The sequence below is a fragment of the Flavobacterium sp. genome (genome assembly GCF_029242675.1).
In the GTDB taxonomy this organism is placed as follows: domain Bacteria; phylum Bacteroidota; class Bacteroidia; order Flavobacteriales; family Flavobacteriaceae; genus Flavobacterium.
The window spans coordinates 1-26,118 of sequence record NZ_JAQWTM010000163.1 but is presented as its reverse complement, the minus strand read 5'-3'; the positions used below and the strand labels follow the sequence as shown (position 1 = coordinate 26,118).

23 protein-coding genes, 1 tRNA gene and 1 pseudogene are annotated in these 26,118 nt (G+C 34.9%); 18 read left to right on the top strand and 7 right to left on the bottom strand.

The genetic code is table 11. From position 1 onward, the window contains the following. Positions 1 to 375: 375 nt before the first annotated feature. Together P8M54_RS06535 and folB are read right to left on the bottom strand one after the other, a co-directional pair. Positions 376 to 446 (bottom strand) — tRNA-Cys (locus tag P8M54_RS06535). A gap of 127 nt (positions 447 to 573) precedes the next feature. After that, on the bottom strand, positions 574 to 933 hold the full coding sequence (gene folB, locus P8M54_RS06530; RefSeq protein ID WP_300286448.1) for a dihydroneopterin aldolase: 360 nt from the start codon (positions 931 to 933) through the stop codon (positions 574 to 576). 101 nt (positions 934 to 1,034) lie between these two features. Between folB and P8M54_RS06525 the strand changes: the two genes are divergently transcribed. The 5 genes from P8M54_RS06525 (at position 1,035) to P8M54_RS06505 (ending at position 5,153) form a co-directional block, all read left to right on the top strand. Continuing rightward, positions 1,035 to 3,158 carry a glutamine--tRNA ligase/YqeY domain fusion protein gene (locus P8M54_RS06525; protein WP_300286446.1) on the top strand — a complete coding sequence of 708 codons (2,124 nt, stop codon included), beginning with the start codon at positions 1,035 to 1,037 and terminating at the stop codon, positions 3,156 to 3,158. Positions 3,159 to 3,585: 427 nt separating this feature from the next. Beyond that, the gene (locus tag P8M54_RS06520) at positions 3,586 to 4,068 is read left to right on the top strand and encodes a hypothetical protein (protein ID WP_300286445.1); all 483 of its coding nucleotides are present in this window, start codon (positions 3,586 to 3,588) and stop codon (positions 4,066 to 4,068) included. A gap of 120 nt (positions 4,069 to 4,188) precedes the next feature. Then, positions 4,189 to 4,518 carry a YtxH domain-containing protein gene (locus P8M54_RS06515; protein WP_300286443.1) on the top strand — a complete coding sequence of 110 codons (330 nt, stop codon included), beginning with the start codon at positions 4,189 to 4,191 and terminating at the stop codon, positions 4,516 to 4,518. Positions 4,519 to 4,544: 26 nt separating this feature from the next. Beyond that, positions 4,545 to 4,895, top strand: coding sequence for a competence protein (locus P8M54_RS06510; protein WP_300286441.1), 351 nt, complete (start codon positions 4,545 to 4,547; stop codon positions 4,893 to 4,895). 3 nt (positions 4,896 to 4,898) lie between these two features. Continuing rightward, entirely contained in the window at positions 4,899 to 5,153 is a 255-nt protein-coding gene (locus P8M54_RS06505) for a DUF6327 family protein (protein ID WP_300286439.1), read from the top strand. 25 nt (positions 5,154 to 5,178) lie between these two features. Here P8M54_RS06505 and P8M54_RS06500 read toward each other — a convergent pair whose 3' ends face one another. Continuing rightward, positions 5,179 to 6,159, bottom strand: coding sequence for an SPFH domain-containing protein (locus P8M54_RS06500; protein WP_300286437.1), 981 nt, complete (start codon positions 6,157 to 6,159; stop codon positions 5,179 to 5,181). Positions 6,160 to 6,236: 77 nt separating this feature from the next. Here P8M54_RS06500 and P8M54_RS06495 point away from each other — a divergent pair, with 77 nt between their 5' ends. Next, positions 6,237 to 6,878 (top strand): outer membrane beta-barrel protein, encoded by a 642-nt coding sequence (locus P8M54_RS06495; RefSeq protein WP_300286435.1) that lies wholly within the window; start codon positions 6,237 to 6,239, stop codon positions 6,876 to 6,878. Positions 6,879 to 6,914: 36 nt separating this feature from the next. Here the strand turns inward: P8M54_RS06495 and gltX are convergent, their stop codons facing one another. Beyond that, on the bottom strand, positions 6,915 to 8,426 hold the full coding sequence (gene gltX / locus P8M54_RS06490) for a glutamate--tRNA ligase (protein WP_300286434.1): 1,512 nt from the start codon (positions 8,424 to 8,426) through the stop codon (positions 6,915 to 6,917). A 153-nt stretch (positions 8,427 to 8,579) separates the two neighbouring features. Here gltX and P8M54_RS06485 point away from each other — a divergent pair, with 153 nt between their 5' ends. The 11 genes and pseudogenes from P8M54_RS06485 to P8M54_RS06435 all read left to right on the top strand — a co-directional run bounded on the left by P8M54_RS06485 (position 8,580) and on the right by P8M54_RS06435 (position 22,358). Beyond that, complete coding sequence (locus tag P8M54_RS06485; RefSeq protein WP_300286432.1) at positions 8,580 to 11,852, top strand: hypothetical protein; 3,273 nt, start codon at positions 8,580 to 8,582, stop codon at positions 11,850 to 11,852. After that, positions 11,852 to 12,271 carry an rRNA maturation RNase YbeY gene (ybeY, locus tag P8M54_RS06480; RefSeq protein WP_300286430.1) on the top strand — a complete coding sequence of 140 codons (420 nt, stop codon included), beginning with the start codon at positions 11,852 to 11,854 and terminating at the stop codon, positions 12,269 to 12,271. The genes P8M54_RS06485 and ybeY overlap by 1 nt, the downstream gene beginning before the upstream one ends. 228 nt (positions 12,272 to 12,499) lie before the next feature. Further along, positions 12,500 to 14,371 (top strand): annotated as a pseudogene (gene mnmG, locus P8M54_RS06475) (tRNA uridine-5-carboxymethylaminomethyl(34) synthesis enzyme MnmG). Positions 14,372 to 14,618: 247 nt separating this feature from the next. Further along, positions 14,619 to 15,467 (top strand): class I SAM-dependent methyltransferase, encoded by an 849-nt coding sequence (locus P8M54_RS06470; protein ID WP_300286428.1) that lies wholly within the window; start codon positions 14,619 to 14,621, stop codon positions 15,465 to 15,467. A 242-nt stretch (positions 15,468 to 15,709) separates the two neighbouring features. After that, positions 15,710 to 16,273: an OmpH family outer membrane protein gene (locus P8M54_RS06465; RefSeq protein WP_300286426.1), complete on the top strand. Its 564-nt coding sequence runs from the start codon at positions 15,710 to 15,712 to the stop codon at positions 16,271 to 16,273. Positions 16,274 to 16,411: 138 nt separating this feature from the next. Then, positions 16,412 to 18,682 carry a helix-turn-helix domain-containing protein gene (locus P8M54_RS06460; protein WP_300286424.1) on the top strand — a complete coding sequence of 757 codons (2,271 nt, stop codon included), beginning with the start codon at positions 16,412 to 16,414 and terminating at the stop codon, positions 18,680 to 18,682. A gap of 215 nt (positions 18,683 to 18,897) precedes the next feature. Further along, positions 18,898 to 20,106, top strand: coding sequence for a hypothetical protein (locus P8M54_RS06455; RefSeq protein ID WP_300286422.1), 1,209 nt, complete (start codon positions 18,898 to 18,900; stop codon positions 20,104 to 20,106). Positions 20,107 to 20,310: 204 nt separating this feature from the next. Continuing rightward, entirely contained in the window at positions 20,311 to 20,556 is a 246-nt protein-coding gene (locus tag P8M54_RS06450) for a hypothetical protein (RefSeq protein WP_300286420.1), read from the top strand. Positions 20,557 to 20,656: 100 nt separating this feature from the next. After that, complete coding sequence (locus P8M54_RS06445) at positions 20,657 to 21,220, top strand: TetR/AcrR family transcriptional regulator (protein ID WP_300286417.1); 564 nt, start codon at positions 20,657 to 20,659, stop codon at positions 21,218 to 21,220. A 74-nt stretch (positions 21,221 to 21,294) separates the two neighbouring features. After that, entirely contained in the window at positions 21,295 to 21,846 is a 552-nt protein-coding gene (locus P8M54_RS06440) for a carboxymuconolactone decarboxylase family protein (RefSeq protein WP_300286414.1), read from the top strand. A gap of 203 nt (positions 21,847 to 22,049) precedes the next feature. Next, complete coding sequence (locus tag P8M54_RS06435; RefSeq protein WP_300286412.1) at positions 22,050 to 22,358, top strand: EthD family reductase; 309 nt, start codon at positions 22,050 to 22,052, stop codon at positions 22,356 to 22,358. A 278-nt stretch (positions 22,359 to 22,636) separates the two neighbouring features. Here the strand turns inward: P8M54_RS06435 and P8M54_RS06430 are convergent, their stop codons facing one another. Next, the gene (locus P8M54_RS06430; RefSeq protein ID WP_300286410.1) at positions 22,637 to 22,795 is read right to left on the bottom strand and encodes a hypothetical protein; all 159 of its coding nucleotides are present in this window, start codon (positions 22,793 to 22,795) and stop codon (positions 22,637 to 22,639) included. 422 nt (positions 22,796 to 23,217) lie between these two features. After that, a complete protein-coding gene (locus tag P8M54_RS06425) occupies positions 23,218 to 24,153 on the bottom strand; it encodes an SPOR domain-containing protein (RefSeq protein ID WP_300286408.1) in 936 nt (311 codons plus the stop codon). A 103-nt stretch (positions 24,154 to 24,256) separates the two neighbouring features. On the opposite strand from P8M54_RS06425, the gene dprA reads away from it, so the two are divergent. Further along, positions 24,257 to 25,357 carry a DNA-processing protein DprA gene (dprA, locus tag P8M54_RS06420; protein WP_300286406.1) on the top strand — a complete coding sequence of 367 codons (1,101 nt, stop codon included), beginning with the start codon at positions 24,257 to 24,259 and terminating at the stop codon, positions 25,355 to 25,357. 372 nt (positions 25,358 to 25,729) lie between these two features. Here dprA and P8M54_RS06415 read toward each other — a convergent pair whose 3' ends face one another. Beyond that, positions 25,730 to 26,005, bottom strand: coding sequence for a hypothetical protein (locus tag P8M54_RS06415; RefSeq protein ID WP_300286404.1), 276 nt, complete (start codon positions 26,003 to 26,005; stop codon positions 25,730 to 25,732). Positions 26,006 to 26,118 lie beyond the last annotated feature (113 nt).

Genomic DNA, 26,118 nt, shown 5'->3' with positions numbered 1-26,118 from the left:
CTCTATTACGATACACTAACAATTGATATAATTACTAGAGTTTTCTCCTTCGTCGAAATGTCAATTTTGGGTTAGTTTGGTATATTAAAAAACCTCCAAATTGCTTTCAAGGTTTACTATATAAAAATCTGATTTTTCACTACTTTGTCATTCCGACAGAGGAGGAATCTCCATTACGATACACTAACAATTGATATAATTGCTAGAGATTTCTCCTTCGTCGAAATGACAAATTTGGGTTGGCATATTAAAAAACCTCCAAATTGCTTTGAAGGTTTCATGCTTTTGTGTGGATTCGAACCGCAGCTGTATTTACTTAATTTTTCTTAAAAATTAGACATAAAAAAAACCTCCAAATTGCTTTGAAGGTTTTAGAGGCATCGTGCGGATTCGAACCGCAGTAGGAGCTTTTGCAGAGCCCAGCCTAGCCACTCGGCCACGACGCCATAATTGAATGGACGGCAAAAGTACTTAAAAAGTTGTTAGATTAAAAGTTTAAACCTGTAAATTTTAAAAAAATATTTAATTTATAGATGCTTTTGTAATCAGTAAACCTACTACTTGATGAAAGTATTAACTTCTGTACTCTTCTAATTCAATCGTAACTGATTCTACATCACCACCAATAGGAGGATTCAGTTTAGAAACACCTAACAAAATTCTAGAAACCTCAGGTGCTTCATTGAAAATCCTAGCGATAATGCGATGTCCCACATGTTCCAATAGTTGGGATCTAATATCCATCTCTTCGACTACAATTTTGTTTAAAAGAACGTAGTCGACCGTGTCATTTAGGTCATCAGACAGACAGGATTTTCGTAAATCAGTCTTTATTTCTAAGTCTACAGCGTAATCTGATCCAATTTTACCTTCCTCAATCAAACAACCGTGATAGGAAAAAGTGCGTATGTTTTTTAGTTTTATTGTTCCCATAGTATCTTTTTGTTCAAAGTTATGAGTTTAAGTTTTCTTGTGTTAACTTTAAACGTTAAACCTTAAACTTTTTTTTACCTTTGCTAAAATAAATTATCATAATGTCAACTGAAGAAAAGTCACTCCATTTTATAGAACAAATTATTGAAGATAGCCTAGCGAACGGTTTTGAACAGGATAAATTACGTTTTCGTTTTCCTCCTGAGCCTAATGGATATTTACACATTGGGCATGCAAAATCTATTTGTTTACAGTTTGGTTTAGGATTGAAATACAATGCGCCGGTTAACCTTCGTTTTGATGATACTAATCCTGCCAAAGAAGAGCAAGAATATGTAGATGCCATTAAAGAAGACCTACAATGGTTGGGTTTTCAATGGGCTGAAGAACGGTATGCTTCAGACTATTTTCAGCAATTGTATGAGTGGGCTGTGAAGATGATAAAGGACGGAAAAGCGTATGTTGATAGTCAATCTTCAGAGGATATGGCTACGCAAAAAGGGACGCCAACACAACCAGGAGTAGATGGTCCGTATAGAAATCGTTCCATTGACGAAAATTTAGCTTTATTCGAAGGAATGAAGAATGGAGATTATCCAGAAGGAAGTCATGTTTTACGCGCTAAAATTGATATGGCTTCGACTAATATGTTAATGCGTGATCCTTTAATTTATAGAGTTTTACACCGTCATCATCACCGTACTGGTAACGATTGGAAAATTTATCCAATGTATGATTTCGCGCATGGAGAGAGCGATTATATTGAGCAAATATCACATTCGATTTGTACACTTGAATTTGTGATGCATAGAGAATTATACAATTGGTTCCTGGACCAAATTTATGACGATTCAAAAGTTAGACCGCATCAATATGAATTTGCGCGTTTGAATTTGAACTATACTGTGATGAGTAAACGTAAGTTGCTACAGTTGGTTCAAGAAAATATAGTTAACGGTTGGGATGACCCGAGAATGCCTACTATTTCTGGATTAAGAAGAAGAGGGTATACTCCAAATTCAATTCGTAAATTTTGCGAAAGTATAGGAGTAGCTAAGCGTGAAAATATTATTGATTTTTCATTATTGGAGTTCTGCTTACGTGATGATTTAAATAAATCTGCTGCACGTGTAATGGCAGTTTTAGATCCTGTTAAAGTCGTTATTACGAATTATCCTGTTGATAAAGTAGAGTTATTGGATGCTGAAAATAATCAAGAAGATGAGTCTGCTGGTTTCAGAAAAGTACCTTTTTCGAGAGAACTTTACATAGAGAGAGAAGATTTTCTAGAAGTAGCACCACCAAAGTTTTTTAGATTAAGTATTGGTAATGAAGTGCGTTTAAAGAACGGTTATATTATTAAAGGAGAGTCAGTTACTAAGGATAATGACGGAAACATAACTGAAATTCAAGTTAGTTATGATCCCGATAGCCGTAGCGGAAGTGGGAGTGAAGCATCACAGCGTAAGGTAGCAGGTACCTTACATTGGGTTTCTATTGCACAAGCTATTCCGGCAGAAGTTCGTTTGTATGACCGTTTGTTTATAGATGAAGCTCCAGACTCTCATAAAGAGAAAAATTTCTTGGATTTCATGAATCCTAATTCATTACAAGTGATTACTGCCTATGTAGAACCAAGTCTTGCAACAGTAAGTATTGGTGATCAATTTCAGTTTCAACGTTTGGGGTATTTTGCCGTAGATAAAGATTCAACTACTTCAAAATTAGTCTTTAACAAAACAGTAGGACTAAAAGATGCTTGGGAAGAAAAAGGTAAAAAAGACACGAATGCTATCAATAGTGCGTTGAAAGACATCAATAAGTTTTTTAAAGTAGCTACTGATGAGGAACGAACTACGATTCGTGAAGCAATAGGAGGAACCCTAAAAGAGATCGTTAACTATAGCTTGCTGTTGAGTTCTTTTAAAAAGAATATCAACAACAACAAAAGCTCATTATTGTTTGCAAATTATATTTTGAAATATAGCTCTTTAGTTTTTGCAGATTTTGATAAAGAAGAATTATCTAAATTAGTGATGATGTCACTTAGAAGTGAATCAACATTTGTTAGAGTTCAAATTATTGCAAACTTATTAGATGGTGGATTCGAGGCTAGCTTCGTAAGGACTTTTAAAGATGAAATTTTAAAACTACAAGCTAATCCTCCTAAAAGTGTAACCGAGGAAGAAAGTAAGATTTTAGAAAAAATAGTAAATCAATTTTAATTATCAAAAAGCGCTGTAACAAGCGCTTTTTCTTATTATATATAAATAGTATTATAAATATTTATTTAATAGATTTTTATTATTAAAAATGACATTTTTTCAGCCATTTTAAAGCATTTTTTTTAAAAGTTGGATTAAGTATATGTTTTTATTATTTACAGTTAATAACGACGCTTAAAATAAGTTTTTTGTTTTTTTTGGCACTGTTTAACGATTTGTAAATAGGTAAAGTCGAAAAATTGTCGTATTATTGTATAAATGAATTATTTCAGTCATTTTTTATCTAATTCAAATTAGTAAGTACTAAATAAATTTTTTGACTAAAGGTTTTTTAAAAATAGTCAAGTAGAATTAAATTTTAATAGAATTGTGATTTAAGCACAATTTCAATTTCAATACTTTTCTTTAAACATTTTTTACTCTTATTATGAAAAATATATTTTTAGCAACTTTTTTATTTTTTGGAATTGTAGCATCAGCACAAACACATCAGTTGGTGCTTCATAACGGAATCGTTCAGAATGTGAATTTTATTAAACAAAATGACAGTCTTTTATTTTATTCAGATTTTGATAGTCAAGAACAAAAACTAATTAGTGCTCATGCAGTTGCTTATTTAAAAAATCTAAAAACTGAGGAACAAATTGATATTACTAGTAAAACGGTAATTAATGATAAAAAGGAATATTTGAAAGTGACCCTTGTCGATCATGTAGACCAAGTCCAAGGTTTGAAAGAAGTTGATTCATTTAATGGCTATTTAAATAAAGCCAAAGGAATTTCGAAATGGGAACAGTATGAAAATACCGAGAGAGCTGTTCGTTATCGCGCTGCCGCAAAAGGATATCCTTTTGTTTTTATAATTAAAAATGCCAATGGTAGCTTCAAGGCAATCGCTTACAACTATTAGCTTTACTATTTGAGAAGGGTAGGTTACTACTAACAATATTATAAATGAAAAAGATAATATTGTAAATATTTAATAGTAAATAGTTTATATCTTTATATTAATATTAAAACAAACAAAATTATGTCAAATAACACAGGAACAACATTATTAGCTTTATTAACTGGAGCTGCAATTGGAGCAGGAGTAGGAATATTATTTGCACCAGACAAAGGATCAAAAACTAGAGGAAAAATCAAAGAAGGGTACAATGATGCTCAAAAAGATTTAGTTAAGAAATACGAGAAACTTTCTGAGGAAGTAAAATCGAGATTATCAACAGCTAAAATTGATTTTGAAGGAAGTTACGATGATTTATTAGACAACATGAGTCATAAAACTGAAGACGTTATTCTATTTCTTGAAGATAAATTAGCGGAATTGAAAGCTAAAAATGCTAAACTTCAAAAATAGATTTTATAATTATAACCAAGTAATATATGGCTTTTGAAGATTTAAAAGAAAGTACGGAAGGAATTCGGGAACAAGCTCAGGCAATTATTGAAAGCAATGTAGCCTATTATAGGTTGCGAGCTTTTAAGGTGGCTATGAAGTCAACAACCATGGTTTTGAAATTAGCATTAATCGCCATGTGTGTTTTAATGGTATTACTTTTCCTATCCATAGCACTGGCTTTTTACATTGGTAGCTATCTGTCAAATTATGCTCTTGGTTTTCTATGTGTTGGAGGATTGTATGTACTTGTAACTATAGTCTTAGTTATAGTAAGAGATAAGATTATTGAAGGCCCTTTATTAAATAAATTTTCCAAACTATTTTTTAACAACTAAACTATGGAGCAAAAAAAATATTCTTCATTCGCCGAAATTGATAGAGAATTGGAAATTTTAAAAATTGAAAAGGACATTCACTACCAAAGACTAATCTATAACGTTCAAAAGACCAAAGAAGGTTTAGAACCAATGACACTCATAAAGGGATTTGTTAGTTCCACTTTGAGCAATTTTCCAAGCTCTTTAGGAACGATATTTAACTTGGCGTTACCTTTTATTATAAAAAGGTTTTTTAATAAAAAAAGAGGCAATTAAGCCTCTTTTTTTATTGGTTTATAACCTATTCCGTATCTTCTTCTTCGTCTACTGGAGGAGCAATAGGAGTAGGGTTGGACATTTTATTCGCTGTGGTTGATCGGCCTTGTTTCATCGATTCACCTACCATGTTGCTAGCAGTAAAGCTTGCCACCATGTTGTTTAGCATGTCACTTCCTGCTTGTGGAGAATTAGGAAGTAAGATTAAATTAGAATTTGTGTCTGCGCCAATGGCTTGTAAAGTATCATAATGCTGCGTAACCACAATCAATGCCGATGCTTCTTGTGAATTAATACCCACTCTGTTCAGTACATCTACACTTTCTACTAAACCTCTTGCAATCTCTCTTCTTTGGTCTGCAATACCTTGTCCTTGCAAGCGTTTGCTTTCTGCTTCTGCTTTTGCTTTAGCGACAATTCTAATTCTAGACGCTTCTGCTTCAAATTCAGCAACTGTTTTTTCTCTATCAGCTGCATTAATTCTATTCATGGCATTTTTTACTTGAATATCAGGATCGATATCAGTAACTAAGGTGTTGATAATCGTATAACCATAAGTTGTCATTGCTTCATTTAATTCTCTCTTTACAGCAATGGCAATATCATCTTTTCTTTCAAATACATCATCAAGTTTCAGTTTTGGTACTTCGGCACGTACCACGTCAAATACATACGAGGTAATTTGGTCATGAGCATATTCTAGTTTGTAAAAAGCATCGTAAACGGTGTCTTTTACTACCATAAATTGAACAGACACCTTTAGTTTAACAAATACGTTGTCTTTAGTTTTTGTTTCGATAATAACATCTAATTGCTGGATTTTAAGATTGACCCGCCCCGCAATTCGATCAATCAAAGGAATTTTTAAATGTAACCCGGATTGTCTTACGCTATGAAATTTACCAAATCGCTCTACGATAACCGAAGATTGTTGTTTGACCGTGAAAAAGGACGACATTAAGATAAAAAGTCCTAACACAAGAATGATAATTAATGCAATGTTCATGATATTATATATTTAGTTAAATAATTAGGGTTAAATTACAAAAAAACTTTAGGTTTGTCGTTGTTTAAATCAACTATATGAAAAAGCTAGTCTTGTTACTGATGTTTGTTTGGAGCTATACTAGCAGTTATTCTCAATATGGGTACAGAGATTCTAACCGAATTGGAATTACTTTAGGCGCTAATCAATTCACTTTAAACACTTCTAATTTTAGTTCTAAACCTGATTTAGGCTGGAGTGCTGGTTTATCAGTTAGAGGTAATTTTTATGATAATTGGGATCTGGTTTATGCTTTACAGTTTAGTGAAAACAATTTTTCAGTCGCTACGACTAGTTTAATTAGTGGTAAAGAAGACGTGAATTACAAGCTATCATCTGCTCAAATAGCACTTTCTTTAAGCTACATTTTAGTCGAGAATCATCTTAGTATTGAAATTGGTCCGTTACTGCAAGTAAATGGTAAACTTCAAATCGATAAGTCTAATGAAAATAATACGATATCTGGAACAACTCTTTTAGCTAAAGACATTGTAGACATTTCTAAATTTAACTTTTATCCAACGGTTGGCTTAACAACTGGACTAAAACATTTTAGATTAAATGTATCATATCAATATGGTATCAATAACATGTTAGGGAATCTAAATAAAAATAGTACTGGAGTTAATTTTAAAGGAAATGCAGGAATAGTAAATGGTAATGTTATTTTGTATTTATAAAAAAAGCCTCCATTGAAATTGGAGGCTTTTCTGTTTCTATAAAGTAGCTATTGCTTTTTCAATTCTTACTATCGTTTCTTTTTTCCCAATGAGTTCCACGATATCAAATAGGTGAGGGCCTTTTAAAGCACCAACCAAACTCAAACGGAAAGGTTGCATTACTTTACCCATTCCTATTTCGTTTGTAGTCATCCAATCCTTTACTATGGTTTCAATGTTTATGGAACTAAAGTCGTCGATTGAATCTAAAACAGTAACTAATTGTTGCATTAAGGCTGGTGTTTCTTCTTTCCAGTTTTTGCTCGCTTTGGCATCATATTCTGATGGTGCAACAAAAAAGAAATCACTTAATTCCCAAAATTCTGAAACGAAATTAGCGCGTTCTTTTATTAGTGAAACAATCTTTGTTAGATTGAATTGTGCTGCATCTATGTTTTTATCTGATAGAGTAGAAGAGAAGGTTTCTGCTAAATCTTCATCCTTTTGAAGCATTAAATAATGGTGGTTGAACCATTTATTTTTTTCAGGATCAAATTTTGCTCCTGATTTGTGTACTCTAGTCAAATCAAATAAAGTAGCTAATTCTTCAAGTGAAAACAACTCTTTTTCAGTTCCGTCATTCCAGCCTAGTAGGGCTAGAAAGTTTACTACTGCTTCTGGAAAAAATCCGTTTTCTCTGTAACCTGATGATTTTGTCATGTTGGAAGCATCTGTCCATTCTAATGGAAATACAGGGAATCCTAATTTATCTCCATCGCGTTTAGACAATTTTCCGTTTCCTACCGGTTTTAATATTAAAGGTAAATGAGCAAATTGAGGTGCATCCCATCCAAAAGCTCTGTACAATAAAACGTGTAGTGGCATAGATGGTAGCCATTCTTCGCCACGGATCACGTGCGTAGTTTCCATTAAATGGTCATCAACGATATTAGCTAAGTGATAGGTTGGCATTCCGTCACTTTTAAACAAAACTTTATCATCTAATAAACTAGTCTCAAACTTGACAGCGCCTCTTATAATGTCTTTTAGATGTAATGTTTCGTTAACCGGTGTCTTAAATCGTATTACGTATTGATCTCCCTTTGCAATTCTTGCGGCAGTTTGTTCTGTAGTTAAGGAAAGTGAGGTGTCTAAGGAATCGCGGTTCGTATGGTTGTAGATGAAGGTTTTCCCTTGTTCTTCCTGTGTTTTTCTGGCTTGTTCCAATGCTTCAGTAGTGTCAAAAGCATAGTATGCCCAGCCACTTTCAATCAGTTGATTAGCATAATCAGCGTAGATGTGTTTTCGTTCGCTTTGGCGGTAAGGTCCAAATTGTTCGTTTTTCCCTATTGTTTCATCAGGTGCAATTCCTAACCACTCTAATGCTTCCATAATGTATTCTTCTGCACCAGGTACAAATCTATTTTGATCTGTATCTTCAATACGAAGGAAAAAAGTTCCTTGGTGTTTTTTTGCAAATAAATAATTAAATAAGGCGGTTCTAACACCTCCAATATGTAATGGTCCAGTAGGACTTGGTGCAAATCGCACGCGTACTTTTTGTGACATTCTATTAATTTTGGTGCAAAGATACAATTTCAATTGTGGAAATGTTGAATATGGAATTCAGTTATTTAGATGGTTATGGTCTTTATTTAATTTTAGGAAGTATACAAACATTAAAATTTGTACTTTTATTGGTTATTAAACAAGCTAAGTGTAGTGAAGGGATCCAATTTGATTTTTAGAAAGTTAGAAGATTTTATCAGGAAGTATTATGTGAATGAGCTTATAAGAGGTGTTCTGCTTTTTATTGGTTTAGGTTTACTGTATTTCTTGTTCATTATAGTCGTGGAACATTTTCTTTGGCTTAAGCCGAAAGGCAGAGCCGTTTTATTTTGGTTATTTGTTGTGATTGAAAGCTATTTATTGGCCCGTTTTATCGTTTTCCCATTTTTTAAATTATTGAAACTTAAAAAAGGAATAGATTATAATACGGCCGCGGGTATCATAGGAAGTCACTTTACTGAAGTGAAAGATAAATTATTGAATTTTATTCAGCTAAATCAGGATGTAGAAGATGGTTCAAATTCGGATCTTTTAGTGGCATCAATCGAGCAGAAGGCCGTAGCACTAAAGCCTATTGTTTTTTCTAATGCGGTGGATTTTAAAGCCAATAAGAAGTGGATACCTTTAGCAGTGCTTCCGTTAATTGTTATTGGGTTATTTTATATATCAGATGATAATAAGTTTATTGCTCAAAGTTTCAATCGGGTAGTCCATTTTAATACCGAATATTTACCGCCGGCTCCTTTTAAGTTTGAAGTGCTTAATTCAAAGTTAGTGGTGGAGGAGAACGATGATTTTGTGTTGCGTGTGCGTTCCGTAGGAACAGTGGTGCCTGAAAAGGTTGTTATTGTGATGGATGGAGAAAGTTATTTCTTGGAGCAGATTAAGGTTGGAGAATTTGCCTATCGCTTTTCTAATGTTAAGGATGATATTTCTTTTAATTTGAAGGCAAATGAGGTTACTTCTGGAGATTTAAATTTAAACGTTTTAGCTGTTCCCTCCATTAAAAACTTTGAAATGCAGTTGGTTTTTCCATCGTTCTTAGGTAGGAAAAGTGAAATTGTTAAGGGTGCTGGAAATGCTATTGTTCCAGAGGGAACAATTATTAAATGGGTGCTTACGGCCGCTTCAACATCGTCAGTCGATTTGGAGGCAGGTGGTAAGGTTCAGTCATTTAGTAAATTTGACAATCAATTTATTCTCAAGAAAAGCATCAGTCAAAATACAGATTATCAAATTGTTACTAGTAATTTCAACGCAAAGCGATATGAAAAACTTAAATATCAAATCACCGTTATAAAAGATCAATTTCCTACAATTGAGGTTGCTAAAAGTCCTGATAGTTTAAAGGTTAGTAGTAATTATTTGGTTGGTCAAGTTGGTGATGACTATGGTTTATCACGATTACAAATCGTTTATTATGATGTTAAGAACCCCACAATCGGTCAACGTTCTGTATTACCTATTAGAAATGGTGTTTTTGATCAATTTGTTTTTTCTTTTCCAGGTAACCTGCTAGTTAAGGAAGGTGTTGTTTACAATTATTATTTTGAAGTTTTTGACAATGATTTGTTGCATGGTTTAAAGAGTGCGCGATCGTCTGTGTTTAGTTCCCGTATTAGTACGGAAGAGGAAGTAAGAGATCAAATTTTTGACCAGCAGTCTGATAATATTAAAGGCTTGCAACAGTCACTGACCAAGCAAGAAAAACAATTATCACAGTTAGATAAGCTTCAAAAGCTTGGAAAGGAAAAAGAAAATTTTAGTTATGCAGAGCAGCAAAATGTAAAAGATTTTATTCAACAGCAAAAGAAGCAAGATCAAATGATGCGGGATTTTGCCAACAAGTTAAAAGAGAATTTAGGTAAGGAAGCTGCAGGCAAAAAGGACGAGTTCAAGGAAGCTTTGGAGAAGAAGGTTGATAATGCTAACGAAGACTTGGATAAAAACAAGAAGTTGTTAGACGAATTACAAGCGTTAAATGACAAAATTAAAAGTGAAGAACTTACCGAAAAAATTGAAAAGTTTAAGCAAAACAGTAAGAATCAGGTTAAGAATTTGCAGCAGTTAGTTGAACTTACTAAACAATTTTATGTAAAGAAAAAGGCAGAGCAAATTGCTGATAAGTTAGACAAGCTAAGTAAAAAACAAGAAGAGTTAGCGAATTCAGATAAAGCAAATTCGATTGTAAAGCAGAAGGATATTAAAGATGCATTCAATAATATTGAAGAAGAGTTAGCTAGTTTAAAGAAGGACAATGCCGATTTAAAAAAGCCGCTTGACATTGGTGACGATGCAGCTGCGACCAAATCTATCGATAATGATTTGAATAAAGCAGCTGAGGAATTAAAAAAGGGTAGTGAAAGTAGGGCTAAACCAAATCAAAAAAGTGCAGCGAGCAAGATGAAGTCTTTATCAAAAAAGATGTCAGATAGTTTGTCTAGTTCTGAGTCGGAACAAATGCAAGAGGATGTAAAGATGCTGAGGCAAATTTTGGACAATGTTCTCGCTTTTTCTTTGGCTGAAGAAGTAGTTATGTTGGATGTCAGAACTCTCAATTCTAGTTCGCTTTCATATAATAAAAATATTAAAAAGCAACAGGATTTAAGGTTGCAGTTTAAGCATATTGATGATAGTATTTTTGCAATGTCTATACGTAATCCCAAGTTTACTGACGATGTTACAAAAGAAATTGGTAATGCACAGTATAATTTGGACAAGGCCGTAGAGAGTCTTGTTGAGTCAAGAATTGCTAAAGGGGTATCTCATCAGCAGTATGCCATAGCTGCTTCTAACAAATTGGGTGATTTCTTGAGTAGTATTTTAAGTAATATGCAAAACGAATTAAGCGGAATGGGTTCGGGTAAACCTCAAAAGGGAGAAGGTCAAGGAATGCAATTGCCTGACATTATCTCGAAGCAGCAAGGGTTGGGTGATAAAATGAAGGAAGGTGGTAAGAAGGACGGTATAGCTGGCGGTAAGAAGGACGGTGGAAACAAAGAGGGTGGCGAAGGAAGTGAAGGCGAAGCTAAGGATATCCTAGAAATCTACAAGGAACAAAAGGCATTAAGGGAGGCGCTTGAGGGAGAGTTGAAACGCCAAGGTGTAGATGGTCAGGGGAAAAGTGCAATTGATAAGATGAAGCAAATTGAGAAAGAGTTGTTAAATAAAGGATTTAATAAAGAAACGCTTCAAAAGGTTTTAGAAGTTAAGCAAGAATTATTAAAACTTAAATCAGCACTACAAACTCAGGGAGAGGACAGCGCAAGGCAGTCTGAGGTTGGTAGTAAGCGTACTTCTGGCACGAATAAGCCCTTGCCAGATGCTTTAATAGATTATTTAAATAGCATAGAGATATTAAACAGACAATCATTACCTTTGCGCTCCAATTTAAACCGTAAGGTTCAAGAATATTTTAGTAAATAATGATCAATTTTAATTACGAGTGCAATTTTAATTTAGCCGACGAAAACAGCATATCTGAATGGCTAACGAATGTATTAATATCTGAAGGCAAATCAGAGGGAGAGATTAATTACATCTTTTGCGATGACGACTATTTACACAAGCTAAATGTCGAATATTTAGACCATGATACTCTTACAGATGTTATCAGTTTTGATTACACTATGGGTAATGAAATTAGCGGTGATTGCTTTATATCTGTGGAGCGTGTTGCTGACAATGCTAATGATTTTAACGTAAGTTTTGATGAAGAGTTGAAGCGTGTTATTGTCCATGGTTTATTGCACTACTGCGGTTATAAAGATAAGGGCGAAAAGGAGGTGGCTTTAATGCGTTCAAAAGAGGATGAAAAACTAGCTATGTTCCACGTGAAACAGTAGTTTAAACATCTTTCAATTTGTGTTCCACGTGAAACATTTTTTGTTTGTCTTTGCTGTTTTTTGTTTTTTGATTTTTGTTTCACGTGGAACAAAACTTCAGTAGTCCTTTAAATTGTTTAGCTGTTCCACGTGAAACAACAGCTGTTTAGTTTTTAATTTTTTCAGCTTGTTGTTTGCTTTTTTAGGTTTAATACTATTCCCAAATGTTTTGGGTTAATTTTTATAAAAATGTTTCAAGAAGAGTACGATGTTGTAGTTGTTGGTGCGGGGCACGCAGGTTCAGAGGCTGCTGCGGCAGCATCTAATTTAGGTTCCAAAACTTTATTGATAACCATGAGCTTGCAAAATATTGCGCAAATGTCATGTAATCCGGCAATGGGCGGAATAGCCAAGGGTCAAATAGTACGGGAAATCGATGCGCTGGGTGGGTATTCAGGTATCGTTTCGGATAGAACTGCTATTCAATTTAAGATGTTGAATAAGTCCAAAGGTCCGGCGATGTGGTCACCACGAGTTCAATCAGATCGTATGCGTTTTGCCGAAGAATGGCGAATGATGTTAGAAGGTACTCCAAATCTTGATTTTTATCAAGAAATGGTGAGTGGGTTGATAATTGAGAATGGAGTGATCAAAGGGGTGAAAACTTCTTTGGGTGTTGAGATTCGTTCGAAATCGGTTGTGCTTACTAATGGAACTTTTTTAAATGGTTTGATTCATATCGGTGAAAAACAATTTGGCGGTGGTAGAGCAGGGGAGAGTGCTGCTTACGGAATTACCGAGGATTTAATTAAAGTTGGTTTCGAGGCTGGAAGAATGAAAACAGGTACGCCTCCACGTGTTGATGGTCGTTCTTTGGATTATTCTAAAATGAATGAAGAAAAGGGAGATGCACGTCCAGATAAATTTTCGTATTCTGATGTTACTTCTCCGTTAGTGCATCAAAGGTAATGTCATATGACTTATACTTCGTGAGATGTTCATGATATTTTAAGAGAAGGTTTTGATCGCTCTCCAATGTTTAACGGACGTATTAAAAGTCTTGGCCCAAGATATTGTCCATCGATAGAGGATAAGATAAATCGCTTTGCTGATAAAGAAAGACATCAGTTATTTATTGAGCCCGAAGGTTGGAAAACATGTGAGGTATATGTTAATGGTTTTTCTACATCCTTGCCAGAGGATATTCAATTTAAAGCATTGCGTTCGGTTGTTGGATTTGAGAATGTGAAATTCTTCCGTCCAGGATATGCAATAGAATATGATTATTTTCCGCCAACACAATTAAAGCATACTTTAGAAACTAAGTTAGTAGAAGGTTTGTATTTTGCTGGACAAATTAATGGTACTACCGGATATGAAGAAGCGGCTTCTCAAGGTTTGATGGCTGGTATCAATGCGCATTTAAAAGTGAATGAGAAAGCGCCTTTAATTTTGAAAAGAGATGAAGCGTACATTGGAGTCCTTATTGATGATTTAATTACCAAAGGAACTGAAGAGCCTTATCGTATGTTTACCTCTCGTGCTGAATACAGAACTTTGTTGCGTCAAGATAACGCTGATTTTAGATTGACTCCTATGGGTTATGAAATTGGTTTAGCTTCGGAAAAGCGTTTACGGCGAATGGAGCATAAATTAAATGAGTCTGAAAAAATGGTTGCTTTTTTCAAAGAAACAAGTGTTTCGGTTGCTGAAGCAAATCCTATCTTGGAATCAAAAGGAACCGCTACAATTTCGCAAGGTGATAAAATGTTTAAGGTTTTTTCTCGTCCGCAAATTGATTTAGAAGATATTTTAAAATTTGATAAGGTTAAAGATTACGTGTCTGAAAACAATTTAGATCAAGAAATTCTAGAACAAGCCGAAATTCAGGTGAAATATTCGGGATACATTGAGAAGGAAAGAAATAACGCTGATAAATTGACGCGTTTGGAAGATGTAAAGATTCCGGTTGATTTTGATTACGATAAAATAAAGTCGATGTCAATTGAAGCGAAACAAAAATTAACCAAAATTCGCCCTGTGACGATTTCGCAAGCTTCTAGAATAAGTGGAGTTTCACCAAGTGATATTTCAGTGCTGCTTATTTATATGGGCAGATAACTAATTGTTGCGGACTTTGTTTAGTTAGTTTGAGAACAAAAGTGCTAGTAAATAGTTTTTAATAAAGTTTGTTCCACGTGAAACTAGGTTGCTAAGGCCTATTATCATTGGGTTTTTAATAAAATATAAAAAGAAGGAGTAATGGCAATTAATGTCTATTGCTCCTTTTAAAAGTTAAAAGGGCTAGCATTGCTGAATAGTAATTGCGGCTGTCAGTTTAAATCGGGTTATTTAAAAATACACATAAATGAATATTTCAAATAAAAAACATTTTCTTACGGTTAAAGATCATTCTGTTTCAAAAGAAACTTTTGAATTGTATCATGATGCTGATTTAGATATGTTAATTACTTCACCACAACCCAGTTTGGACAATTTGGGTAAGTACTATGAAAGTGAAGACTATATTTCACATACGGACAGTCGAAGATCCTTATTTGAAAAAGCATATCATTTTGTTAAAAATATTGCACTCAAAAATAAATTACAACTAATAAACAGTGAGCAAGTATCCAAGGGCAGACTATTGGATATTGGGGCAGGTACGGGTGATTTTTTGACGGTAGCTAAGGAAAATAGTTGGGAAACAGTGGGAATTGAACCAAGTGAAAGAGCTAAAGCTATTGCGGTAAGCAAAGGCATATCTTTTGTAGAAAGTACAAATGAGTTGGCTGATGCCTCTTTTGATGTTATTAGTATGTGGCACGTATTAGAACATGTTCCTGATTTAGATTACCAAATAAAAGAATTGAAACGTTTGTTGAAACCAACAGGTACTTTGATTGTGGCGGTTCCAAATTTCAAATCTTTTGACGCAAAACATTATGGAGCTTTTTGGGCTGCCTATGATGTGCCTATCCATTTTTGGCATTTCTCTAAAAAAGCAATTAAAGTGTTATTCGAAAAAGAAAATATGAAATTGGAAAAAGTGCTTCCTATGAAGTTCGATTCGTTTTATGTTAGTTTATTATCTGAAAAATACAAAAACGGAAAAATGAATTTTATCAGTGCTTTTTTGGTAGGATTGAAATCTAATTTAAAAGCAAAGCAGAATTTCGAATATTCATCACATATTTATGTTCTGAAACAAAGCTAAACCGAATTCTAAGCCCTTTTTAAGCTGTTTTTACCCTTTTGGTATATAAATTCATTGCTAGTTTTTATTTATCCCTTAAAACGCAATTAAAAGAGGTGGTTTTAATAATTATTACTTATTGATTTTTTGAATTGAATAATATTAGCTTATAGTGTTAAAAATAGCTGTTTTTTAAAGTTTTTTAGGTTACTACCTATTTTTTCATATTTTTGCTTACACACTTAAATTACAAATAAACCAAAATGAAAAAAGTATTATTATTTATCGCAATTTCTATTTCAGTAGTTGCTTGTAACAAGCCATCAGAAGTTAAAGAGGTAAAAACTGCTTATGTAGATACTTCGGTATTAATGAAAGAATATACAGAGGCAAAGGATCTTGAAGCGAAATACAAAGCACAATCGAGCGAAAAAGGAAGACAATTAGAAGCTGAAATCAACCGATTCAAGCAAGATGCCTCTAACTTTCAAGCACAGGCACAAGCGAATGGTCAAGAATGGGCTCAAAAACGTGGAGCTGAATTGCAAAAAAGAGAGCAAGAATTAGGCTATGCTCAACAAGCATTAGCACAACAATTGCAGCAAGAAGGTGGAGCTGAAATGGATTCTTTAGTTTCAGGAGTAAAGAAATTCATAAAAGCATACGGAAAAGAAAAAGGATACTCATACATATACGGAACTGGTGATGCTGCAACAGTACTTTATGCTGAGGATAAGTATGATATTACTAAAGAGGTAGTTAAAGCTTTAAATGACAAGTATAAATCAACTGCAAAGTCAGATGATAAAGTAGAAGAAAAGAAATAATATTCTTGTCTTTAGATCAAAAGCCTTCCTTTCTAATAGTGAAAGGAAGGCTTTTTTTATATTATAACCGTATATTTTGTAATTTTAGAAAAGTTTTTACTAAATAAGAAATTACTGATATTATAACCTACACGCCTAATGCAAACTATTTCTGAAGCTGCTGCTTACACTTTACAATTCATCAATCAAACGCAACGATCGGTTTTTTTAACGGGTAAGGCGGGAACCGGAAAGACTACTTTGCTAAAGGAGATAATTGCAACAACCCACAAAAACACTGTGGTGGTGGCGCCAACGGGTATTGCAGCGCTAAATGCGGGAGGTGTTACGATTCATTCTATGTTTCAATTGCCATTTGGAGGTTTTATTCCGTCGTTCAATGTGGATTCTCAGTTTACAGATACCGTTAAGTTCGAGTCTAAAGATACTTTGCGCAGGCATTTCAAAATGAACGGTCTTAAAAAGGCGGTTATTCGTAATATGGAGCTGCTCGTGATCGACGAGGTTAGTATGTTGCGTGCGGATTTGCTTGATGCCATGGATTATATGATGCAAACGGTACGAAAAAAAACTACACCTTTTGGAGGTGTGCAAGTGCTTTATATAGGAGATTTGCTACAACTTCCACCTGTAATTAGAGACGAGGAATGGCGAACATTGCGTAACTATTACAAAGGAAAATTCTTTTTTCACTCGCATGTCGTACAGCAAAGCCCACCTTTGTACATTGAGTTATCTACAATTTTCCGTCAAACGGATACCGAATTCATTTCGGTACTTAATAATTTACGAGACAATAAAATCACAGCGGCTGATGTAGCTGCCCTAAATAAATACGTCAAACCTGATTTTGACTTAAAAGCCAACAAAGGGTACATCACACTTACCACACACAACAACAAAGCCGATGCAATGAATGCACAAGCTTTGGCCGATTTAAAAGGGGAATTAATCACGTATTCTCCTGAAATTGTGGGTGATTTTCCAGATAAAATTTTCCCGGTCGAAGAAAAGTTGCAGCTTAAAGTTGGAGCCCAAGTCATGTTTGTAAAAAACGATTTATCTTTCGAGAAAAATTATTTCAACGGTAAAATGGGTGTAATTAAATCCCTCTCTAGCCAAGAAATCCTAGTTCATTTCCCTGAGGAAAATAAAACCATTGAAGTTGATAAATACGAGTGGCAAAATATTCGCTATAAAGTGGATGCGTTTACAAAGGAAGTAGAGGAGGAGGTGCTGGGTACTTTTGTCCATTATCCCATCAAATTAGCTTGGGCAATCACTGTGCACAAAAGCCAAGGATTAACGTTTGACAAAGCTGCGATCGATGTTTCGCAGGTTTTTATGCCTGGACAAGCCTACGTTGCTTTATCACGTTTGCGTTCGCTAGAAGGCCTTATTTTGCTTTTTCCGTTGCGTATGAACGGAATCTCGAATGATCAAGATGTGATGGATTATGCGCTCAACAAAGCAACTGACGAACTACTAAAAAACTCCCTACATTTTGAAACAAAGAATTTCATTCATAACTATCTCATTAACAGTTTTGACTGGTATGATTTAGCCAAAGAGTGGCGCAATCATAAATTCAGTTATGGGGACAAGTCGGAAAACACTACTAAATCCAATCATGCGAATTGGGCAGCCAAGCAATTGGATGCGATGGAAGGCGTTTTGGACCCATCCAAAAAATTCATACACCAATTAAACAAAATATTTGCTAGCGAAACAGTGGACTTAATGCATGTTTCGGACCGAATTCAAGCGGCTTATGATTACTTTTTTAAACCCATGGACGAGCTCGTTTTTGAGACCATTTGGAAAATTGAAGAGGTCAAACGCATCAAAAAAGGGAAAGCCTACTTTGATGAACTAAGTATTCTCGAGGAGATGCAATCCAAAGCCGTTTTACGACTGATGAAAGCCAAGCTGCTAATCGAAACCGTAGTGGCGGGTGAAACCATTTCTAAGGAAAAATTAACCTCAGATGAAATCAAAAAATACCTCAGTCGCAAAACCGAATCGATTCAAAATCAGTTCAAAGAAACACATGTTACCCTAATCGAGGACGAAGCCGATGCGGATCGCTACACCAAGAAAACTAAGGATAAAAAAGCGCCTAAGAAATCTACGGTTGAGGAAACATACGAGCTTTGGGTTGCCAAAAACTCTATTCAAGACATTGCCACCATTCGTAAATTAACGACAGCCACAATCGAAGGGCATTTAGTGAAACTGATTCAGTCTAAAAAAGTCAAAGTACAGGATATTTTGCCAAACGATAAAATAACTGAACTCAGTGTAGCCTTCAAACATTATAAAGAAGAATCGCTAAACGGAATGAAAGAGCAATTTGGCGAAAAATACAGCTGGGACGAACTGCGAATGTTTAAGGCGAGCCTGAATTAGTGGCAGTTTTAGGAGCAGTACGGGAGTAGTTTTCAAGAACGAATCCTCCCGCTATCCGTTTTAATCTTTACTTTTTTAAAGAAAAAAAGTAAAGGATTTCCACTGCTATCGGGGCTATAAATGACAATTTTCATTTGTAAGAATCAAGTTTTTTAAGTAAGATTATTTTTATATATTTGATTTAACATTGAGTAATCCATAGAAGCTTGATCCTCATGCCAAAAATCAATACAACTAAAATACAATTAAGTACTCTTATTGGTGCGATACTCTTCTGTAATTTAATCTTTAGTCAGGAGTATAAAACAAACAAGATAATTGTAGATCAAGGAACTAAAGCACCATTAGGGTTTGTAAACATAAATAACAGTTTAGACAATACCATTTCTAATGAAGATGGTCAATTCGTTTTTATTTCTAAAGAAAATAGTATTAAAATTAGTAGAGTTGGATATCAGCCCGTGGCGACGACATTTGCTGCAATAGCAGTACTCGATACAATTTTTTTAGAGGCTGTTACTACTGAATTAGAAGAAGTTGTGGTTACTAATACAAGTTCTCTACTCAATGATGTGTATCGTAATGTTGCTAAATGGTATCCAATCGAGACCTTCAGCGAAAAGTTCTTTATAAGGGCAGTTTTGAAAAAAAATAATGAAATCACGCGTCTTCAAGATATTTCTGGGAGAATAGAAAGTAATGCTATGTTTTTAAATCAGACCATTAAAAAGAAAGAACATAGCCTCGAGATTTTAAATTTAAGAAAAACAGATATTGTAAACAAAGCGCAAGTTGAATATTATGAATTCCTGAGCGCAAATAGTTTATATTCGTGGTTTTCGGGGATATTTACAGTTCCTTCAGATTATGTTTTTACTAAAGTAAAATCTACTGATCCACAGTATATTAAAATTGAATATTCAAAAAGTGATCAAAATACAAGTAGTTTGTATCGAAATGGTTATTACCTCATAGATAAAGATGAGAAGTCTATAAAAGAGGTTGGATATAAACTGTATGGAGATAAAAGTCAAATCCCATATCAAAGTAAAGGTCCTATAAAGTGGCGAACGATTGAGGCAGACTTGGTTGTTAATTACGTCAAAAGTCCTAAAAACAACAAATACTATGTAGGAAGCGCAAAGTTGAGCACTATAACGGAGGTCGTTAATGAAAAAAAAGGAGAGAAAGATATATATGAATGTACATATGATTTGATCACAGTTGACAGTTTTATAGAGGAAAATGTAAAACCTAATTTCTCTGTAAGTAGAGATTTGTTTAAATCTAATTTCAGTTATTCTGAAGAGTTTTGGAACAGCCAAAACCAATTACCATTAACTAAAGAGTTAAAGTCATTTTTGCAACGAATAAATGACACAAAATCCATCAAATCAGATTTTAAAATCCATGGTAATTTTTAATAGTTTAATTTTATATTTCAGTAATTTATGAAAAATATACATTTTAATCCACTACGATTTCAATCTTGGAGCACAGTCATTTTAGCGTTAGCATTTATTTGCATAATAGTATGTTTCTTTGAACTTATACCATTTGATAATACAAAAAATCATTCAAAAGTTTCTGCGTTGGGCTCTCTTTTGATAGCGATTTATTACTCAAAAATGTTTTGGTACCGGAATTATGTAGAGTGGAACAAGCTTGGCGCAAATATTAAGCTGAACCAATGGTTGTCAAAATCCATCCGTTTTGATGAAGTTAAAGATGTTGTCGTAACCGATACTACACTTACAATTATCGAAAAATCTGACTTTAAAAAGGTCTTTCAAACTAATTTGATTAACCCAAATGATGTAGATAAACTATTTACAATTCTTCGAGAAAATGCGCAACTGGATAAGAGCTACTAATTAATGTTACCAATCATTTTTGCTATCAAAACGTTAAACATTGTTAATTGTTTTTTTATTTCAAAGCATCTGCTTAGTTTTGTACCGTATTAAAATAGTAATGGCAAGAAGTAAACAATATAACGAACAAGAAGTACTAGAAAAAGCAATGGCTGCATTCTGGCGCAATGGGTACGAAAACACCTCAGTTCGTATGTTGGAGAAGGAAATGGGAATCAATCAGTTCTCTATTTACTCTAGTTTTGGAAGCAAACAAGAATTGTTCTTGCAGAGTTTACAATGTTACAAAAGCAAGATTAATGGCATGTTTGAAAAATTCAAAAATGCAAACAATGGCGTCCAAGACATCAAAGAATTTTTCTATGATTCGGTTCAAATTCCTATCGAAGTAGGCAATTATAAAGGGTGTTTTTTAACGAATACCTACAATGAATTTGCCGAAGCCGAGGATCAAGTTATTAATACTCAAATGGGCGATTTTATGAATGGTGTAAAAGAGTTATTTATAGAAAAGCTACAACAAGATAAAACAAAAGATGCTGCTACGGTAACTAAACAAGCCAATTATTTAATGCTTGCCAAACATGGTTTAGCTGCTGCATCTCGAGTAAATAGCAAACAAGAAATCGAAGATTATATCGAACTTACCTTCAATAACCTCTAACTTTTTTTTGCTCTATTTCTAAGCGAATGCTTAGAAATGTAATATTAAAATAATAAAAATTAAAATTTACAATTATGACAACTTTAAAAATTCATTCTATCGAGTCCGCTCCAGAAGAAAGCAAAACATTATTACAAGATTCTCAAAAAGCATACGGAATGATTCCAGGATTGCACGGTGTATTAGCTGCATCTCCAAGCGCTTTAAAAGGATACCAAGTTTTACATGAATTATTTGTTGCTTCGTCTTTTAACAACGATGAGTTAACAGTGGTTTGGCAAGCTATCAACGTAGAGCACGCCTGTCATTACTGCGTTCCAGCACATACAGGAATCGCTCACATGATGAAAGTAGACAACGATATTATCGAGTCTTTACGTAACGAAACTCCATTAGCTGATGCGAAGTTAGAAGCTCTACGTACTTTTACATTAAGCATGGTTCGCAACCGTGGAAACGTTTCTGAAGAAGAATTAAATGCATTTTATACTGCAGGATACGGGGAACAACAAGTACTAGATATCATCTTAGGTTTATCTCAAAAAGTGATTAGTAACTACACCAATCACATTGCAAATACACCTGTTGACGCAGCATTCCAAAAATTTGCTTGGTCAAAAAAATAATCCATCACTAGATAGATTCTATACAACCTTATTTTAATTATTTGGGCAGCTATTCCGCCTTCCGTTCCCGCTTTTTTTACTGCGCTACGCTACATAAAAAAGAGCTCCACTCAAGTCGGGCTGCGGGAATACGTAATAGCAGAAAGTTCTAGTAATTAAAATAAGGTTTGTATTTTTAAACAAAATTTCAAATAAAACAGATCATGATAAAAGTAAGCGTAATGTACCCTAATAGTGCCGACATTCAATTTGATGTCGATTACTACAAAAACAGTCACCTTCCTATGATTGCGAAAGCACTAGGTGATGCTTTAAAAGGAATGGAATTTTCAGTAGGAATAGCTGGTCGCATTCCAGGCGAACCCGCCCCATATTTCGCTGTAGTCGATTTAAAATTCGATAGTGTTGCTAGTTTTCAAGCCTCTTTTGGTCCGCATGCTGAAGCCTTTGCTGCTGATGTACCCAATTACACTAACACACAAGGCGAACTGCAAATTAGCGGGATCATTTAAGGTCTAAAAGTTAAACACAGTACACCATAGAAACCGCAAAACGGTTATAATCAAAAAGCAACTCCAAAAAGAGTTGCTTTTTTTACGCTTTTACGGCAGTTTCTTTGATTTACATTGTCCTCCCTTTCATTTGTCAAACCCTTCGCTTTGTCATTACGTTTTCATTAGTTGTCCCCATTATTTTGTCATCCTCTTCGTTTTGTCATTCCGACGAAGGAGGAATCTCCACAAGTTGCTCCACAAGCACGCTTAGTATTTTTTCATTTCCACTTAATTGCTCAATTAGCAGAGATGCTTCGATCCTCAGCAAGACAAAATAAGTGTATGAATTTCTGGTTCAAATTAATAATTTCTTTTTCATTTGTTCTTCCGTTTTCACTCGTCAAACCCATTAATTTGTCATCCTCTTCGTTTTGTCCTTCCTTTCGTTTTGTCATTCCGACGAAGGAGGAATCCCCACAAGTCGCTCCCCAAGTTGCTCCACAAACACGCTCAGTAGTTATTCATTCCCGTAAAATTTATCATTCCCACGTAAATTGCTCAATTAGCAGAGATGCTTCGTTCCTCAGCAAGACAAAATAAGTGCATAAACCCCTTTTTTAAGCCGTTAATGAACAGTAATTGTAATTGATGTACTGTTTTTATTTTTCGTCGCAAAACGACGCTAAAAAAGGCTAAATTCAAAAGGTATTGCCCTCGCTACTTCATTTTTTAGCCCAGATAGCAGCGGCATCCTCTTGTGGTCTCCTTTTTTTGAGACCACAAGAGATAAAGCGGTTTTCTGGAAATGGCTCCAAAAAAACACACCTCCAAGAAGACTGATGCTTTTTGGAGGTGTTTGTAACTAAATTTTTAACTTTTATAATGATTCAATCAAAATCCAAGCTTGTGGGTTATCATTTTTCTGAATTTCTTTTTGAGCTTTTTCTGCCTCGGCATAAGTCGCGTAGCTACCATATAAAACAGGATAGAGTCCGTGCTTGTTTATGGAAATGCGTTTAGCTTTATAACCTTGCTCCGTCAAGCGTTTGTAAATTTTGTCGGCATTTGCCTCTTCTCTAAACGCGCCTGCCATGATGTGGTACGGCTTCGTGTTTTCTTTAACGGCTAAGGTAACTGCAGGTATTGGGCTTTTAATAAAAAAAGTAGCTTCTTGAATTTTAGCATTCACTTTTTTCTGAACGGCAGTTTCAACAAGAACTGTTTGTGATTCTATTTGGTTTTGATAAACGGGATACCCTACAGCGCCAGTAATTCCTAATCCAAGAGCAAGCACTGCTGCATATTTTAGGTAGGCAGGAGTTGTTCTTTCCTCAGTTTCTAGGGTAATCGTTTCTGTTTCTACTTTTGTAACCTTGGTTTCTTCAACTACAGTTCTTTTAACCATGGGTGAAACGAACGATGCTAAACCAAAAGATGTTGTCAAATAATTCGTTTGGTCATTTGGTTTAAATACAATGTAACTATCGCTATTTAAACTAAGTTCACCAATGTTTTTAAGTTTTACAACACCATTTTCTTCTAAGCTTTTTTTCCACTGTACTACTTCGTACTGAATAGCGCTTACGGCATACTCGTAGGATGTTTTTTCAGCTCTAGCGACGTGATTCGCTAGTAAACCATCGTTGTTTTTTAAATGGGCATTGAACGAAACTTGTTTTTTGGGTGGAAAAAAGGAGTTTGCGTTCTCATTCCACTGTGCTGATTTGATTTCAGTCAAAAAAGCACCAAAACCAGGAACAGTAACACACTGATAACGATATAATAATTGCGAGATGTAGCTTTCGATGTTCATGTTGACAAAGTTATACAATGAAAATAGTTATCAAAATTTTATTCACAATTTTTATTAACAATTCAAAATAAAAAACCATATATTTCACTTACAAATATTTAGCATGACAGATCAAGATTTATTCTACCTTTTAGCCTTGCAACGAGTAGAAGGTGTGGGCGATATTATGGCCAAAAAATTACTCACGCATTGCGGGTCGGCAGAGGCGGTTTTTAAAACCAAAATGCAACAATTAGCCGCAATTGATGGAGTAGGGACTCATTTACTTAAAAATTTAAAGGACCAATCGGTTTTTGATAAGGCGAATAAGGAACTGGAGTTTATTAAATCGAATGCGATCAAAGTAGCGCATTTTCAAGACGACGAATATCCAGAACGTTTGAAGCATTGTATCGATGGTCCCGTATTACTGTTTTCTTGTGGAAATATCGATCTCAAAAACCGTAAAATAATAAGTATCGTGGGTACGCGCCAAATCACGTCCTACGGAACTGAATTCTGTCGCAAGCTAATCGAAGACTTAGCACCATTGGACCCGGTTATCGTTAGCGGATTTGCTTATGGTGTTGATATTGTTGCGCACCAATTTGCCATGGAATATAATTTACAAACGATAGGCGTTGTGGCACATGGCTTGAACCAAATTTATCCTAAACCCCATAAAAAGTACGTTGCCAAAATGGAGGAGAATGGTGGTTTCATGACTGAGTTTTGGAGTGCATCCAATCCGGATAAAGAAAATTTTGTTCGCCGGAACCGCATTGTAGCCGGAATGACCGAGGCAACGATTGTTATAGAATCCGCAGATCGTGGTGGTTCCTTAATCACCGCCAACTTAGCCAATGATTACAACCGAGATGTGTTTGCGGTTCCCGGTCGCGTGACCGATAAGTACTCGCAAGGCTGTAACAACTTGATAAAAACTCAAAAGGCTAATGTACTCAGTAGCGCTGCTGATTTGGTTTACATTCTCAATTGGGATATTCAAAAAGAAGCTAAGCCTGTGCAAAAACAACTCTTTGTGACTCTCGACGACGAGGAACAAAAAGTATATGACTATCTCCTAAAAACGGGCAAGGAATTAATGGATATTATTGCCTTGCGCTGCGATTATCCTATTTATAGGATTTCTGGAATATTACTCAATATGGAATTGAAAGGCGTAGTACGGCCATTACCGGGCAAGTTGTTTGAGGCGATATGATATTGTCGTTATTTATTTCGTACTGTAGGAATAATCATTATTGGAAGCAGCAGCTCGTTGCCAAGTACACAACTTGTCCCGCTATTCGTTGCAATCTTTTGAGGTAGTCCCAAACTTCAAGGAACTACCTTAAAAGGATTTTCACTGCTATCGGGGCTAAGAGAGCTGTTTAATTTTCAGTTGATAAGGGTAAAAAACGGATTGTTTTCTAGTTGAGGTTTTATAGTTTGCTGACCTAATTTTGTTTTAAAAATACTAAAAAGCCACACCTTTTTACTGATGTAGCTTTCTTGATTTGTTTCGTTTGCTCTAGTTTGTTAGCACGGATTGCAAATCCGTGCTATCGTTTGTGGCGATATATGTGGGATCAAGTCACGAGCGAGACGCTCGCGCTAGCTGGGGAGATGGCGATGGTGGCAATTCAGGAAACAAATCCTTTCTCAAATTTTGATTTCCCCAAATGGTTGCAAACACCTCTGTTTTCTTATTTGGGTTATATAACAAGGTTTTGAAAGCGTTTTTCACTTGGCTCCCTCTGGTGCTCGTTTGCAACGGGTACCTACTTAAATTTTGATTTCCCCAAATGGTTTCAAACACCTCTGTTTTCTTATTTGGGTTATATAACAAGGTTTTGAAAGCGTTTTTCACTTGGCTCCCTCTGGTGCTCGTTTGCAACGATGACCTACTTACTTAAACACCGAAAACAGAGTGTTTGCAACGCGTGTTATTTAAACAAGTTACCATAAAGGTTCCACATTTAC